This window comes from Reticulibacter mediterranei, assembly GCF_016587455.1.
The window spans coordinates 7,484,876-7,500,597 of the sequence record NZ_BNJK01000001.1 but is presented as its reverse complement, the minus strand read 5'-3'; the positions used below and the strand labels follow the sequence as shown (position 1 = coordinate 7,500,597).

General features: G+C 50.1%; 13 protein-coding genes and 1 pseudogene. 8 read left to right on the top strand and 6 right to left on the bottom strand.

What is annotated here, in order from left to right:
• Nucleotides 1-51 precede the first annotated feature (51 nt).
• A complete protein-coding gene (locus tag K3T83_RS32245; protein WP_220207028.1) occupies nucleotides 52-897 on the top strand; it encodes an alpha/beta fold hydrolase in 846 nt (281 codons plus the stop codon).
• Between the two features lie 55 nt (nucleotides 898-952).
• On the opposite strand, the gene K3T83_RS32240 is transcribed toward K3T83_RS32245, so the two are convergent.
• Both K3T83_RS32240 and K3T83_RS32235 read right to left on the bottom strand, forming a co-directional pair.
• Nucleotides 953-1,732, bottom strand: a complete 780-nt coding sequence (locus K3T83_RS32240) for a response regulator transcription factor (protein WP_220207027.1) — start codon at nucleotides 1,730-1,732, stop codon at nucleotides 953-955.
• Nucleotides 1,732-3,543, bottom strand: coding sequence for a cache domain-containing sensor histidine kinase (locus tag K3T83_RS32235; protein ID WP_220207026.1), 1,812 nt, complete (start codon nucleotides 3,541-3,543; stop codon nucleotides 1,732-1,734). The genes K3T83_RS32240 and K3T83_RS32235 overlap by 1 nt, the downstream gene beginning before the upstream one ends.
• A 367-nt stretch (nucleotides 3,544-3,910) precedes the next feature.
• Between K3T83_RS32235 and K3T83_RS32230 the strand changes: the two genes are divergently transcribed.
• The 6 genes from K3T83_RS32230 to K3T83_RS32205 all read left to right on the top strand — a co-directional run bounded on the left by K3T83_RS32230 (nucleotide 3,911) and on the right by K3T83_RS32205 (nucleotide 10,135).
• Nucleotides 3,911-5,227 (top strand): ABC transporter substrate-binding protein, encoded by a 1,317-nt coding sequence (locus tag K3T83_RS32230; protein WP_220207025.1) that lies wholly within the window; start codon nucleotides 3,911-3,913, stop codon nucleotides 5,225-5,227.
• Between the two features lie 163 nt (nucleotides 5,228-5,390).
• Nucleotides 5,391-6,341 (top strand): carbohydrate ABC transporter permease, encoded by a 951-nt coding sequence (locus K3T83_RS32225; RefSeq protein WP_220207024.1) that lies wholly within the window; start codon nucleotides 5,391-5,393, stop codon nucleotides 6,339-6,341.
• Nucleotide 6,342: 1 nt separating this feature from the next.
• Entirely contained in the window at nucleotides 6,343-7,212 is an 870-nt protein-coding gene (locus K3T83_RS32220) for a carbohydrate ABC transporter permease (protein ID WP_220207023.1), read from the top strand.
• 22 nt (nucleotides 7,213-7,234) lie between these two features.
• The gene (locus tag K3T83_RS32215; RefSeq protein ID WP_220207022.1) at nucleotides 7,235-7,915 is read left to right on the top strand and encodes a glycoside hydrolase family 78 protein; all 681 of its coding nucleotides are present in this window, start codon (nucleotides 7,235-7,237) and stop codon (nucleotides 7,913-7,915) included.
• Nucleotides 7,916-8,248: 333 nt separating this feature from the next.
• A complete protein-coding gene (locus tag K3T83_RS32210) occupies nucleotides 8,249-8,749 on the top strand; it encodes a hypothetical protein (RefSeq protein WP_220207021.1) in 501 nt (166 codons plus the stop codon).
• Nucleotides 8,750-8,899: 150 nt separating this feature from the next.
• Nucleotides 8,900-10,135 carry an MFS transporter gene (locus K3T83_RS32205; RefSeq protein ID WP_220207020.1) on the top strand — a complete coding sequence of 412 codons (1,236 nt, stop codon included), beginning with the start codon at nucleotides 8,900-8,902 and terminating at the stop codon, nucleotides 10,133-10,135.
• 68 nt (nucleotides 10,136-10,203) lie between these two features.
• Here the strand turns inward: K3T83_RS32205 and K3T83_RS32200 are convergent, their stop codons facing one another.
• The 3 genes and pseudogenes from K3T83_RS32200 to K3T83_RS32190 form a co-directional block, all read right to left on the bottom strand.
• On the bottom strand, nucleotides 10,204-10,863 hold the full coding sequence (locus tag K3T83_RS32200; protein ID WP_220207019.1) for a methionine ABC transporter permease: 660 nt from the start codon (nucleotides 10,861-10,863) through the stop codon (nucleotides 10,204-10,206).
• Nucleotides 10,863-11,855, bottom strand: coding sequence for a methionine ABC transporter ATP-binding protein (locus tag K3T83_RS32195; RefSeq protein WP_220207018.1), 993 nt, complete (start codon nucleotides 11,853-11,855; stop codon nucleotides 10,863-10,865). The genes K3T83_RS32200 and K3T83_RS32195 overlap by 1 nt, the downstream gene beginning before the upstream one ends.
• A 127-nt stretch (nucleotides 11,856-11,982) precedes the next feature.
• Nucleotides 11,983-12,806, bottom strand: a pseudogene (locus tag K3T83_RS32190) (MetQ/NlpA family ABC transporter substrate-binding protein).
• Between the two features lie 380 nt (nucleotides 12,807-13,186).
• On the opposite strand from K3T83_RS32190, the gene K3T83_RS32185 reads away from it, so the two are divergent.
• Complete coding sequence (locus K3T83_RS32185) at nucleotides 13,187-14,380, top strand: lytic polysaccharide monooxygenase auxiliary activity family 9 protein (protein ID WP_220207017.1); 1,194 nt, start codon at nucleotides 13,187-13,189, stop codon at nucleotides 14,378-14,380.
• 82 nt (nucleotides 14,381-14,462) lie between these two features.
• Here K3T83_RS32185 and K3T83_RS32180 read toward each other — a convergent pair whose 3' ends face one another.
• Complete coding sequence (locus K3T83_RS32180) at nucleotides 14,463-15,434, bottom strand: methyl-accepting chemotaxis protein (protein WP_220207016.1); 972 nt, start codon at nucleotides 15,432-15,434, stop codon at nucleotides 14,463-14,465.
• Nucleotides 15,435-15,722: the final 288 nt, after the last annotated feature.

Genomic DNA, 15,722 nt, shown 5'->3' with positions numbered 1-15,722 from the left:
GCAATCAGGCACATATGGAAAAAGAGAGATAAAGAAAAAGAGGAGTATGATATGACAGCATGGACTGAAGGTGACGTGCAGGTCAATGATATCACCAGCCATTATTCCCGCACTGGCGATAAGAGCAAATCCTCTATACTCCTGTTGCACGGCATCACGGATAGTGGCCGGTGCTGGTCGCGTATGGCGGCTGATCTGGCAGACAGCTACGACGTGATCATGACCGATGCACGGGGGCATGGTCGCTCTGGTATCTCGACAGAGGAGGTCTCGATCTCAGTGCTGGCTGACGATGCCGCTGCGGTCGTGCGGGCGTTAGAGCTGCAAAAGCCGTTCCTGATTGGGCACTCAATGGGAGCGGTCACGGCAGCTGCGGTTGCAGCAAACTATCCTGACCTGGTTCGAGCCATTGTGCTAGAAGACCCCCCTCTGTTCGACAAGCCACCATCTCAGACTGATATCAACAGGGGTCTGATGGGAACCACTGAGGAGCAATCTACTCCATTGGGATGGCAATGGCTCTTCGATCTGAGGACGCTACCGCGTGAGGAGCGCATCGCCAGGGGACGCGTGCTCAATCCTACCTGGGCCAAAGAGGAAATTGGCCCCTGGGCGGACTCCAAAGGCGAGATGAATATTGCGATACTGGAGCCTGCACTTGCCGCCGTGGATACCTTTCGCTGGCGCGAAATCATGGCGCGCATCCAGTGTCCCATTCTGCTCATCACAGGTGATCCCAAGTTGGGCGCGATTGTCACCCCCGAAACTGCCCGGCAAGCTGCATCTCTCTGGAAACAGGGGGAGGCGATACATATTGCTGGCGCGGGTCACAATATTCACCGCGACCGGTATGACGAGACGATGAGGGCAGTTACGGCTTTTTTGAACCAGGTTTAAGAGCGTTGACTATCTTCGTCACCAAAAACGCTTCAACACGCACAGAAGTACGCGTTTATGGATACTGATGCGAATCGTACCTGACTTCAGGAATAGTCTCTCTACCACGCATCTCGCGATATTCAGTGGGAGGAATACCGCACACTTTGCGAAAAGCTATCGAAAACGCTTTAGGGTTGGTGTAACCTACCTGTTGAGCGACGTGCGAGATACGCAAGGCCGGGTCTAACAGGAGATGCTTTGCTCGCTGCATGCGACAATCGAGCAGGTACTCCTGGAACCCCGTCCCCATCTCCTTTTTGAACAACATACTGACATAACTGACAGAGTAATGAAACCTGCGGGAGAGATCGTGCAAGGTCATGTCTTCATGCAAATGGTCATGTATCCATCTGCGCATCTCCTCGATGATCAGGCGTTCTTGTCTCTCATTGAGTTGTGTCGCAGGCAGAGGAGTCGTGACAGCTTCGTGAACCAGGCGCAGGACATCAGAAGGATTCACCGGCTTGAGCAAATAATCGATCACACCATAGCGCAATGCCTGGCGTGCATAATCAAAGTCGCGAAACCCTGAAATGATCACCATTTTCACCGCTACACCTGCCGTTTTTACCTTTTCACAAATCTGGAGTCCATTCATTTCCGGCATACGTATATCAATGAAGGCAAGCCGGATCTGAGGTTCCGTCTTCAGTACATTCCAACATTCCAGCCCATTGCTGGCCTCCAAAACGGTAAGGTCACGATAATGTCGCGTGATAAGCATCTGCAAACCCTGGCGAATCACTCGTTCATCGTCAGCAACAAGTACCCTATGCTCTTGCTTGTGATCCATCAACTTTCTCCTTCCAACGCCGCCTCTTCGAGAGACCAGAGGGGCAAGCGAATCGTCATACTCACTCCTCTCCCCATGCGACTGGCGGCTAGAGCAAGCCCATATTCAGGGCCGAAGATGCGTTGGATCTGTCCCTGAACATTAAGAAGACCTATATGGCGCGAACGGGCGAGAAGATTCGCCTCATACTTGAGCGCTGACTGCCAACGGTGCAGCTCTTCATCTGACATGCCTATCCCATCATCAAGAATCGAGAGGATGAGATGCTTTTCTTCCTGCCAGCCCCTCACTTCTATGTTGCCTCCCTCAATTTTCGGGTCAATACCATGATAAATGGCATTTTCGATCAATGGTTGTAGAGTGAAGCGTGGGATTGTATACAGCTGCAATTCCTCTGGTATCTGGATCGTATATCCCAACCGTTCCTCGTACCGCTCTTGAAGCAATGACAAAAAATGTTCTATATGTTCCACCTCCTGCTTCAACTCTACCAGCGTTCCTGCCTCTAACGCATAACGCATGAGTTGCCCTAAGTTATAGGCCATCGTTGCCAGACGTTCCTGCCCTTCTGTCACAGCGAGCATCTGGAAGATACCCAGGGTGTTATAGAGGAAATGGGGATGAATCTGACTGTGCAAAGCCGCCAACTCTGCTTTTTTTCGTTGCAATTGCGATTCGTAATTGTCCTGAATGAGTTGCTTTAAACGCACTACCATATGGTTGAAGCTGTTCCCTAACGATGTCAGTTCACCTCTGCCGTGAACGTGGAAACGGACATCAAGATTGCCCTTCTCGACTTGCCTCATTAGAGAACGCAGTTGAGTAATTTGCTGACTCAGACGATGAATAGCCAGCAGCGTAGCTCCCACCACAAGCAGGATCGTCAGACAGATCATGAATACCGTCGTTTGTTTGATGGCTTCGATATCCTGCATCAAGCTGGAGCGGGGAACGAGTGCGGCAACAGTGCAACCAGAAAGCGACGATATGTTGCTGGAGATAAAGTAGTCAGTGTTGTCCCAGGTCAATTGTCCGACATGTTGACGGAGAGCCTCTTGCACCGTATGAGATAAGGCCAACTCTTTGTTCTTCGAGGGAGTGATATACATCGTCTGATCATTTGCGCCATACACGAAATACATGGTATCGCTCTGCTCTGCGGATTCGGCGATGATTTGTTCAATCGCGTTCTGGGTATCAATATTCAAAACAATCGCGCCTACAGTCTGGAATGTATCGACATTGACAATCGCCTGAACAACCGAAAAAACCTGACGGTTCCCCTGGTCAGATGGCAAAACATGAGTCGGCAACAGCATAGTGCGGACAGAAGAAGAGCGCATCAGTTTCTGAAACCAGGGCAAAGTCGTCCATTGCCCGAAAGGCTGCAAGCCAATCAAGCTTTCGGGAAATGCGGTTGAACCCGCAGTATAGATATCAACAGAGTCAATATTGCTATTGTGAATCAAAATATTGAGCGAAAAATTCCCGACCGTCTGGATATCTTGCAACGATGCCCGATCAAAATTGAGTTCTGGATGCTGCGCATAGTAGGTAACAATGTGTTGAATAGTTGTATCATACAGAGGCGTTTTTGCCAATTGAATTGCCTGTTGCAGGGTGGTGTCAAGATTGCGATTGACGAGTGAGGCGATCTGGCTGACGTTAGTCGCCGAACGATTCTGAAGCGCGTGATAGGATATCTGATACGAAACATACCCGATACACGCAAGAGGAAGGAGAATAAGAGGCAAGAGGATCAAAGAAAGTTGTGTGCGGAAGAGGAACACCCTATGATCGCGTAGCTTCATCGTTGAACATCCTTTTTTCTGTCTCAGCAAGCACGTTGACATTGTGCCTCATGATTCAACCAGAGCAAATCTATCGTATGTTATTTTTTGGTTCATGTCTATAGACCCCAAACAGGGAGAAAATAGCTCCTGCTGGAGCCTCCAGAACGGAGAGAGAGAACATCTGCACATTTTCTGATACTACCAGCCAGAACTGCCCTCTAGAAAGATCACAAACTGACAAACCTTTTCATAAGATTACTGCCTTGTAGCATGAGAGACAGCCCTCTATACTTTCTTTCGTAGTCATGGACGTTCATGGTCTTATTTTCTCTCTTCAAGTAGAAGTCAGTCTCACCAGCTTTCATAGCAGAAAGGGTGTTTCTCCATGCCCCATCTATTTGACGTTCCTTCACTCACCCGTCGCCACTTTTTATCCAGGTCCGCCTTGTTCGCAGGAACAGCGCTCGGTGCCGGATCATTGCTTGAGGCGTGCGGTTCTTCAGGCACAACGACAGGTGGACAGCAACCCGTAACATTGAAATTTTATCATTGGATCGGCACTGATGCTGGTCCCGTTGTTGCCGAGATCAACAAGCGCTTTCATGCCGAGAACCCCAACATTACAGTCCAGTTTTCTTCCAACGCTTCAGATCAATATGAAACGGTGTTGAAAGCACGTCTGGCTGGTGGTGATGCACCTGATATCTTTGGCGTTTATCCCGGCGCGAAGTTCTATCCCTATGCCAAAGCCAAATACATCGCCGATCTTTCCGATGAACCCTGGGTGTCACGCCTTTTAGCTGGAACAAAGAGAGTCATATCCTACACTGACGGCAAGATCTATACGTTGCCTATGGACGCAAACGCCATTGGTGTTATCTACAATAAGGAGGTCTTTCACCAGCATGGTCTTTCGGTTCCTACTAACTGGACTGAGTTCTTAACGGTGTGTGATAAGCTAAAAAGTGCAGGCGTGACGCCTCTGGCTCTTGGGATCAAGGACCAATGGGTCGATCAGCTCATCCCTTACACGATGGCTCCTTCAGCTATCTATCGCGAGAATGGTGATTTCGATAAGCAGTTAGTTACCGGGACAAGTTCCTTCTCCCGTTCCGCCTGGCCCCAAATGATGAAGGACTATCTGGACCTGAATGCACGCGGATATTTCAACAAAGGTGCGCTTGGCACAACCTACGACCAGACCACACAGATGATTGCAGCTGGCAAGGCGGCAATGGTGGTCAATGGCAACTGGATACTGGCCCCCATCAGAAGATTGAATCCAAACCTCCAACTGGGCATGTTTCCTATGCCCTATGTGCAAGCAGGGCAGCCCATCTGGGTTTCCTTTGGGGTCGGCACCACGACAGCGATTTCCGCAACCACAAAATATCCAGCAGAAGCCAGAAAGTATCTTCAGTTCTGGGCCAGAAAGGATATTATGCAGTTGTACTTGAAAGAGAAAGTGGCCTACTCCTCCTTCACAGATATCACCAATCCCGCGCTCGATCCGGCGGCTCAAGATATGCTTACCCCTCTGAAGGTAGGCACCTATAGCTCCCTGGATCAAAACTGGCCGGTCGGCGTTCAAGATGTCATGCTCAAGGATATCCAGAGCGTTTTTGCTGGTTCCATGAGTACCGTACAGATGCTCAAGGAAATGGACACGGCTTTCCAGAAGAATAAGGGAGCAATCAGTTAGTTCTCCTCTCCTTAGATCGCTCCTTTGAGCATAGTGGGTTTTAACAATTTATTATAGTGATCTCTCCCCGTCGTAGTCGAGCGATTTATCGCGGGTTGGCCGTCATCGACTTCCCCGCGATAAATCGCTCGACTACGACGGGGAAAGTTGAAAGAGGCATGGTATGGAGCAAACGACCATCGTTATTGAGCCATTAGAGACGCGAGAGGGGACGATCCCGCGCAAGAGGAGACCGCGCCGTCTGCGCCAGTTCAGAGTGCAGAGTCTCTTTCTGCTGCCTGCGCTGGTCATTTTTACGGCATTTGTGATCTATCCTCTCCTGGGTAGCCTCTACTACAGTTTGACCGATTGGGATGGTCTGGCCCCCGATCTGCATTTTGTGGGCCTTGCCAATTTTCAACAACTCTTGAGCGATCCCACGGTCTTAACCGACCTGAAAAATACGCTGGTGTTTGCGGCAGGGGTGATGGTATTACAGAATGGTCTCGCGCTCCTGTTCGCTATCATGCTGGATGGATTGCTGCGTCGTCTCACCTTTCTGCGCGTGCTGTTTCTCATTCCGGCGATGCTCAGTGCGCTGGCTATTGGCTATATCTGGAGTTACATCTATACCCCAGAGTTCGGTTTTCTCAATACCTTCCTCGGCAGAATCGGCCTCGCCACCTGGCAACAAGATTGGCTTGGAAATGCTCACCTGACGCTTACCAGCCTTATCCTGACCAACACGTGGGAGTGGACGGGCTTTAGTATGGTGATTTTTCTGGCGGGCTTGCAGGCCGTACCGGGGGAATTGTACGAGGCGGCAAACATCGATGGGACATCGGGTTGGCAGCGTTTTCGGCATATCACCTTTCCGTTGATTGCGCCTTCCGTGACAGTCAATGTCGTGCTCACCCTGATTGGCAGCATGAAAGTTTTTGATCTGATTTTTGTCATGACCAACGGCGGTCCCGGCGATGCCAGCGAATCGCTCGCCCTCCGCCTCTATAAAGAGGCATTTACCCTGAACCATTTTGGCTATGGGACGGCAGTTGGCATTGTTATGTCGGTCCTCATTCTCGCTCTGTCGGTCCTTAATCTGCGCCTTTTGCGCAAACGAGAGGTGGAACTTTAAGATGCAAGCGCGTTCTCTACTTAAAAAATCCACGATCCCTTTGAATCCTGGATTGCTCGCATCTCGTGGCCTGGGAGTGCTGATCGTGCTGTTCTGGAGCGCTCTGGTGGTCATTCCACTACTGGTGTTATTGTCAGTCGCGCTCAAATCACCAGCGGACCTGCTGAACAATCCACTGGGATGGCCCGTACAATTCGTCTGGTCGAACTTTGCCGACGCCTGGAATAACGCGGCACTTGGGCAGGCTTTCTTCAACAGTGTCCTGATTACCAGTGTAACGCTGCTCGGCCTGATCCTGTGTGGTGCAATGGCCGCCTATCCCCTGGCCCGTTTTACCGGTCCCTGTTCTCAGCGGATCTATCTCTATTTTGTTGCGGGCTTGATTGTCCCCCTTCAACTCGGCCTCTTCCCACTCTATAAAGAGATGCACGATTTACAGCTCATCAATACCTATCACGGGGCTATTCTCCTGTATATTGCCGTCAATTTGCCGTTTGTCATTTTTTTGTATACAGGGTTTATTAAAACGGTTCCTCGCGAGTTAGAAGAAGCGGCCCTCCTGGACGGTGCCGGTCCCATGCGTACCTTCTGGATGATTGTGTTTCCTCTGTTGCGCCCTGTGACAGCGACTGTGGCAATCACCAGCGCGCTCTCCACCTGGAATGACTTTTTTATCCCGCTGATTTTCTTGCAGCGCGATGGGATGCAAACGCTACCGCTGGCAATTTTTAACTTTGTCGGGCAATATAACAATAATTGGCCGTTGATTTTCGCTTCTGTGATCATCTCCTCGCTCCCTCTGATCGTGATTTTCCTGATCTTGCAGCGCTATTTTATCAAAGGGATCGCGGCAGGCGCTCTGAGAGGATAGCTACCTGAAAGGAATACATGTGATGTCCACGTCGTCTCTTCGCGTCCGAGACCTCCGTTGTGACTATCAGCTCAATCCGCTGGGATTTGATTGGCAGGAGCCTTGCCTGAGTTGGAGGCTTGACTCCGATCAGCGTGGTGTGGCACAGTCCGCTTATCAGATTCAGGTGAGAGATGGTCAGAGTGATTTGTGGGATAGTGGAAAAGTACGCTCTGAGCAATCGCTGCATATCCCTTATCATGGACCCGCGCTGAGCTCTCGCCGGCGCTGCATCTGGCGGGTACGCGTTTGGGATCGCAATGATCGCCCTTCAGACTGGAGCGACACAAGTTGGTGGGAAATGGGCCTGCTGCATACAACAGACTGGCTGGCTCGATGGATCGAGCCAGATTGGGATGAAGATCCAACAGTCTTCAATCCCTGCCCGTATCTGCGCGTTCCCTTTATCTTGCGTGCCCAACCGGTCGGCGAGATTGCTATACACTGGCATATCGATGGCGAGCACTTTCAGTTCACCGTGACGGTTCCAACGAACACGACCGCAACCGTGGTCATCCCCACGCGACTGGGCAGAGAGATCACCGAAGGAAAAATGGCTCTTTCGTCTGTTGTCGAAGTACGTGGAGTGAGGTGTGAGCAGGAGGCAACCTGCATTGAGATTGGTTCAGGTATGTATACATTTACTGGCATCTCTCATAGTTGAGTTTCTTCAAAGATTGTGATGAACAGATATTTTGCCAATATTGTGCAGGGGCTGTTGCCAGCCCATAATCCATAACGCCTGTCCATTCTCTCTTGTGAACAAGGCAAGAGTAATGAGCTCTTGGGACCTCCTGGTTACAACCTCCGCGTCTCGTTCCCTGGTGCCTGGCCCTTGCACGAGGAAGAAACTGCTTCTGGGGGCGAAAGCACTTGCCAGAACGTTGCTTTCTTGCTATACTCTTATGAAATTAGAACAAATATTCTAATTGAAATGCCCCTCCGATTCAGGAGCATTTCTGGTAAGAAGAGTATGTCAAATAAAAGGAGCAGCAGAATGCAGAACGTCTCACTTCGCAAGATAAAAACACCCATCGGCTCCTTGCAGGAAACGACCGAAGACATTGTGCACTTTTCGTTGCAAGGGTTACTCCCGAGAGGACAGACCCTTGCCTGGAACAGTACGCTTGGCACGCTTTCTCATCTCGTCCTCAAGCAAGATCGTCCTCATTTGCTCATGGAGCAGCAATTCACCACCAGTGAAAGCGGGGTGCTTCTCCCCCTTCTGGAAGCGTATCCCTATTACTGTCCTTATGAAGTTCTGCTGGCAAGCTTCACCAGCGGACGGATCACTGAGACAACGATAGCTCGCTACCGCGAGCGCCTGCAAGAGGCCCAGGAGGCGGGCATCTGGGATCACGAGATGAGACCAATGAGAAATGTCCTCTCGCGCACCCGTTTCAAGACGCGCGCCTTCGGCCTTGAAATCACGTCCATTGTGGAAACAGGATACATGCTCATGAGTAGAGGTCTTTCCTCTGCCGCACAAGAGCGATAACGCTTTCTCTTGGAAGGAAAGGGCCTCTCGAAGTGTTCTTTCCCAGTTTTGGGGCACTCTTCGCTCTTTTTCTTGAAGATGTCGAAGCGGGTGTCTATCCTGAGTTCCAGCGGCGCGGCTCCAATCAGAGTTTTAAGAAGGCAACGCAAGATGCTTCCCCCATTGCGGATCTCTTCGAGTTGGCAGGCGAATATGCTTCAACACGCAGTTACGCTCCAGTATCTGGATCATCCGAATAATCTCGCAGTCATCGTGGGATGGCTGACCGCAGCCTATGGGATCTGCCAGTTGATCGCCGCGCCAGGTTTAGGCGTTCTGAGCGACCGTTTTGGGCGACGCCCCATTCTCTTCATCTGTCTCCTTGGTTCCGCATTTGGCTATCTCATCCTGGGCCTTGGCGGTGCGCTCTGGTTGCTCTTCCTCGGACGCATCATCGATGGCTTAACAGGCGACAACATCAGTGTCTTGTTTGGCTACATCGCTGATATCACGGAACCAAAGGACCGTGGCAAGTACTTTGGTCTGCTAGGCAGTGCGGCCGGTGTCGGTACTCTCATTGGCCCTGTGCTTGGTGGACTACTAGCCGCGATCAACGATCGCGTCCCGTTTATTGCCGCTGCTGGCCTTCTCCTGCTTACCCTCGTCTGGGGGTACTTCTTGCTCCCAGAGAGTTTGGACAAAGAGCACCGCATCACCTCCATTTCGGTCAATGAACTGAACCCCTTGAAACAACTGGCGTTCGCGTTTCGTTGGGCAAACGTACGGTGGTTATTGCTGGCCTGGTTCTTGTACGCTTTTCCAGTGGGTATGTTGCAGACGACGCTCACCGTCTTGATGAAAGACAGCCTTGGCTTCAATGCCACGCAGGCTGGCCTCGTGGTCACCGTACTCGGCGCGGTAGACATTCTCGTCCAGGGTGTACTGGTGAGCTGGTTCCTTACAAGGCTGGGAAACATCCGGCTTGCTCTCATAGCCTTAGTGCTGGTCGGCATCAGCTACTTTGTGCTTGGTTCCATCGCGTTTCTCGCCACACCAATTCTCTTGCTTGTCGGTATTATGCTCTTTGCAGGTTCAGGGAGCCTTGTTGAAAACGCACTGCGAGGTCTCATCTCTGAACTGGTTGGACGGCACGAACAAGGTCGTGTGAGTGGGGCAACGCAATCGTTGCAATCGCTTGGATGGGTTGTCGGACCACTTATTGGCGGTTTCATATACACAACGTGGGGGCATTTTCAAGTATATATCTCAGCTTCGCTCATTACTATCCTCGCCGTTGTTTGTATATGGATCGCTCTTCCGCTTCTTCAGAGGCTCCAGGCGAAAAAGCAAACGCCTGGGCCTGGTGGTGAACAAGAGGCCGCATTGCTATCGAATGAAGAGAACTGAAAAGGGTTTCCTTGTCGCTTGCTCTTGAGGGATAGGTTTTTGTACCACTCGGTGTCTGAAATAAACGATCAGCGTTTTGCTATCCGCCTGGCAAGCAGGTTGCCGAGCACCTGAATGCCCTGTACCAGCACGACTAAAAGAACGACCGTGATAATCATCACACCAGTCTCAAAACGCTGATAGCCGTAGCGAATTGCCAGATCGCCTAGACCTCCAGCGCCAACTGCACCGGCAATAGCCGAATAGCCGAGCAGGCTGATAATGGTAATGGTGATACCAAGCACCAGGGATGATAGGGACTCTGGCAATAGTACTTTGGCGATGATTTGCCAGTGGGTACAGCCCATTGCTTTCGCCGCCTCGACAGCACCTCGATCAACTTCTCGTAGCGAGGTCTCGGCCACACGGCCAAAGAAGGGAATAGTGGCCACCGTCTGTGGAACGATGGCGGCCGCTGTGCCAATAGTGGTGCCTGTCACGAGTCGAGTAAAGGGAGTGATGGCAACCAACAAGATGATAAAGGGTAAGGACCGTCCAATGTTCACGATCACCCCCAGGATTTGATTCAGCCAGGGAATATCGAGCAGCCCATCCCGGTCGGTCGTCACCAGTAACACACCCAGAGGCAACCCGACCAGCACGGTGAAGAGCGTAGAAACGCCAACCATCAGAAACGTATCCTGAGTGGCCTGCCAGAGATCGGGTAAAAGGATAGACCAGTCTTCCATTAGAGATGTACCTCCTGATGTAATTTCACATGCACCCCAAGATCGTGCAAATAACTCAGTCCGGCGTCAATCTGTTCACCAACGAGTTCGGCCTGTAATTGACCGATGCGCTGATCACCAACCTCTTCTATATTAGCGCTCAGAATATTGACATCCAACCCAAATCGACGAATCAACGTGGAAACCATCGGCTGCTCGGCGACGGTGCCAGAGAAAGCGAGCGTGACGATAGTGGCACCTGGACGGGCCTGGATATCTCGCACCTGCGGGAAAAATGCCTGTAAGAGGCGCGATTCAGGTAATGCAGCCAGTTCATTCACGTATCCCTGTTCGACGATACGACCCTCTTCCAGAATGGCGACACGGTGACAGATTTGTCGTACTACACTCATCTCGTGCGTAATGAGAAGAATCGTCAGACCAATACGCTGATTGAGATCCCGCAAGAGGTCCAGAATCGAGCGCGTTGTCTGTGGATCGAGGGCAGATGTGGCCTCGTCCGAAAGCAGAACCTTCGGAGATCCTGCCAGAGCACGTGCAATACCAACGCGTTGCTTCTGCCCGCCAGACAACTGCGCAGGATAGACTCGCGCTTTCTCCTCCAGCCCAACCAGTGATAGCAGTTCTTGCACGCGCGCCTCTCTGTCCGCCCTTTTATAGCCAATGACTTCCAGGGGAAAAGCCACATTCTCAGCAACGGTACGCGAGTTGAGCAGGTAAAAATGCTGGAAGATCATGCCAATATGCTGCCTCGCCCTGCGTAAAGCTGCGTCATTGAGAGTCGTCATCTCCTGACCGTCCACTATCACCGACCCTGACGTTGGTTGCTCCAACAGGTTCACACAGCGAATCAGCGTACTTTTACCCGCTCCACTCTGGCCGAGCACTCCAAAGATCTCTCCCTGTGGCACCTCCAGGCTTACGTCATCGAGCGCAACCACTGCCTCCTTTCCCCGTCCATAGACCTTGCGCAAATTATTGATCGTTACCATACAATCCCTCTATTTATCTATTTGCTGCGTAAAATCCCCGTATTCATGTATGGAGTGCTTCACCAAAAACAAACCTCCTTTCCAATATAAAGGAGGTTGCTTGCTTTTCGGTTATTTCATAAGTCATTTAGAAAGCAGGAATAACTGTTCCCTGATATTTATCCTCGATAAACTTCTTGACTTCTGGCGAGGTCAGCAGCTTTGCGAGCTTTTGTATGCGAGAATCTTTCTCATGCACCTTCAATACCGTCAGCACGTTCGCGTACGGATTCCCTTCGGCCTTCTCAAGGGCCAATGCATCTTTGGTTGGCTTTATACCGATGGCGAGGACATAGTTTCCATTGATGACGGAGAGTGTTGTGTCATCCAGCGAGCGCGGCAATTGAGCGGCTTCCGGTTCTTTGATCTGCAAATTCTTAGGATTGCTGGCAATATCCTTCACGGTTGCCTGCGTTCCAACGCCTGTCTTCAACGTCAACAAACCGTTGGCAGCCAGAAGATTCAGTGCGCGCCCTCCATTAGTGGCATCATTAGGAATGGCGACAACCGCATTATTTGGCACCACACTGAGAGATTTGATTTTCTTTGAATAGAGGCCAAGTGGCTCAATATGGACTTTAGCCACTGCTACCATATCAATGCTATGCTGTTTGCCAAAGTCCTCCATATACGGAATATGCTGGAAAAAGTTCGCGTCGATCTGCTCATCCTGGAGCGCCAGATTGGGCTGGACATAATCGTTAAATTCTATAATCTGGAGCTTTAATCCTTCTTTGGATGCAAGATTATCTCGAATATACTTGAGAATTTCGACATGCGGAACTGGAGAGGCTCCACCTTCAATGTCTGATCTCCACTCCCGCTTTGATTCGCGCTGGCTCCCCCACAGGCTGTCAGCACGGTCGCCAGAATCAACGCTACAATAAAAAGATTGAACTTAAATAGACGCATAATAATAGATTTCCTCTGAAAAAACGAATTGAATAGTAACTACTCCTTCTTAATAATAACAATCTTTATCAACATTATCAACAAAACACTGGACAAGAGAAGGCCACTGCTCAACACGTTTTCAAGAACTAGAAAGCTGTCCCTATTTCCCACCTATGTAGCAAGCTTTTTTTATTTATGCTAAAGCTAGCAAAGGATTTGCGTTTAACCCCACTGCAAACGAGGACGCAGTTGAGAGCCGATTATGTCGGAGCCGTCCTGCATATGACCTGCAAAGTCACGACACCAAAGCTTTTGCGAACACACAAAAGGTATGTATTCTGTGCTATAGGAAATAGCAACATGACGACACATGCATTTTTTTGACAGGAGCGTTAGTCTTGACACAAAAAGCTACATACCGTATCAACGGACGGCCAAAATGGACTGCGTCAGGAACATCACTGTTGCTCATAGCAACCTTTGTGGTTTCTGTAGTTGTTATCCTCTCCGCCCCTTCGTCCATTGCACAGGCACAAACTCATGATGGTGGTGGTATGACATCGCCCGCCACACGAACTTATGTTTGTTTTTTAGAAGGCCCGGACAGTCCTGATAGCGACGTGTGCAAGAAAGCTGTTGCGCAGGGTGGCACACAACCTCTCTACGACTGGTCTGAAATCAGTGTAGATAATGCAAATGGTCAACCCCGCCAGTACATTCACGATGGTCAACTCTGCGGAGCAGGCCAGGCAAAATATGCCGCCTACAATGAGGCCAGTGCCGACTGGCCGGCAACTCCTCTCCCAGCTGGAGAAGAGCATACATTTCAGTATGCAGCACATCCGACTGAGGCGGGTACCTTTGAGCTTTATGTAACAAAAGATGGCTACGATCCAACCCAGCCTTTGAAATGGTCCGATCTGGAAGACAAACCATTCCTGGTTGTTTCTGATCCTCCAATCATCAATGGCTCGTATCAGTGGAATGGTAAACTACCAGCAGGGAAAACGGGACGCCATATCATCTACACTATCTGGCAGCATACAAACAACCCGGAAGCCTTCTATAGTTGTTCCGATGTCATTTTTGGCGCATATTCTGTTCCTACAGCTACTACCATATCTACTCCTACACCAACTCCCACTCCTACACCAACTCCCACTCCTACACCAACTCCCACCCCTACGCCAAGCTTCACGCCTACGCCTACCTCGAAGCCCACCCTTACACCAAGTTCTACCTCCACCCCGACACTCACGCCCACATCGTGTCCTACTCCCACATCAGGCGGCCTGACGCCAAGCGTAGGCGTCAACGTACATAGTTTTAGTTACGGGGTGGATGCGCATAGCTCAACAAACTTACGTCCCTGGTTCCAGTCCTGTGGCTGGTCGGCGGATTACGTCATCCTGCACTATATTATTCCTGGTCAGGTGCAAGAGAATGTATATACAACCTACGCTGGCGATAGTGATCGCTGGGGTTTCGATACCAGCCGTATGCAATCAGGCCAGGTACTCAAATACAGCTTTACCTATAGCTATGACTACCGTCAGTACGATACTGTCTGGTATACCTGGACTCAGCCGTGATTTCACGTATCATAAATCGTTAAGTTATTCGCCTCCAGTGGTGATGTTCACTGCTGGAGGTGCTTTTTAGATGAGGATAAACTTATAATATCCATCGCGATGACTCTACACTTGCTGTTTCTTCTTCCGGCAATTGTACCCCCCTGACCAGATTTTGCCACTCTTCAGCGAGATTAACCATAAACTCTGTTTGTTCGGTCGTCTGTAAAATAGCAGTGCCGGATTGGTGCATCTGTTGCACAAGCGTATAAAGATCATTCATCATTATTTCGGCGACATGGACCGTTTCAGGTATCAAGCGCACAACATCCTCCAGCAATCGTACCGGGTGTTCTACACCGCTCGACTGCAGTGGAGCTGGCTGAAGCCTCTGTTCTGTCTGAGAGACTGTAACGTGCTGCAAACAGCCAGCGGTTTCTCGAATCGCATCAAGGCCCAGTTGAAGTGTGCTTCCCATCCGTTGAATAGAGGAGACTATCTGCTCCGTCGATCTTGTTACCTGGGAAAGTGTGATCATCTCGGCCTCCGTTGCTTTTGCCAGCGTTACAGAGCGTTCCAGCAAAAGACGGGAGTTGGTAAGCGTTTGTTCAGAAGCATACAGAGTCCAACGTGTAAACTGTACCATCTTCTCGACCAGTGTATTACAAAAATCTGCCACATCCCCGACCAATCCTTCTGACAGAACAGCCTGGACGCGTAAATCTCCCTCAAGGGCTGGATACAGTTCATTAACCAATTGTCGAAGCTGTCTATGAATCCGGGCAATATCAATGTCAATATCCTGTTCCGCAGCAACATTTTTTTGAGGTGGAGCTACATTCTGTTGCAAATCCATCAACTCATTGATCACACGAGCCAGAGCCTGCACTTCGTTGCTCCCCTGCACAATGACGCGTTGCTTCTTATCACCCTGGAGAAAAGCCCGGCAAGTTGAGGTCAGAACGACAAATTGGCTTATGGCGCGACGATGTAAATAGTGCAGTATCATCCATTCACCGAAAAAGACTGCCAGCGCCCAGAATATAACCATATATACATTTAGAGGTAATATCATCCTACTTCTCCTTTAATCGAGAGAGGATCTTTATCCGAGCCGAACGCGCTGAATGAAGTGTTATCATCTCTATATTGTAGCCTCTAGTAGAGATATTTGTTTGTTTCTCTTGCAGTTATCCTTTTAACATTTCTTCTCATCAAATACTGCTCAAGGCAAGAGCGCGATACTTCAGGATGTAGAACCAGCAACTATAAAGGCATGCTGCATATATTCTATTGCAACATGCCCTCTGCATTCCTCGTCATATTGTGATGAGGAAGAGACTATTAGTTTCCTGTTATTCTC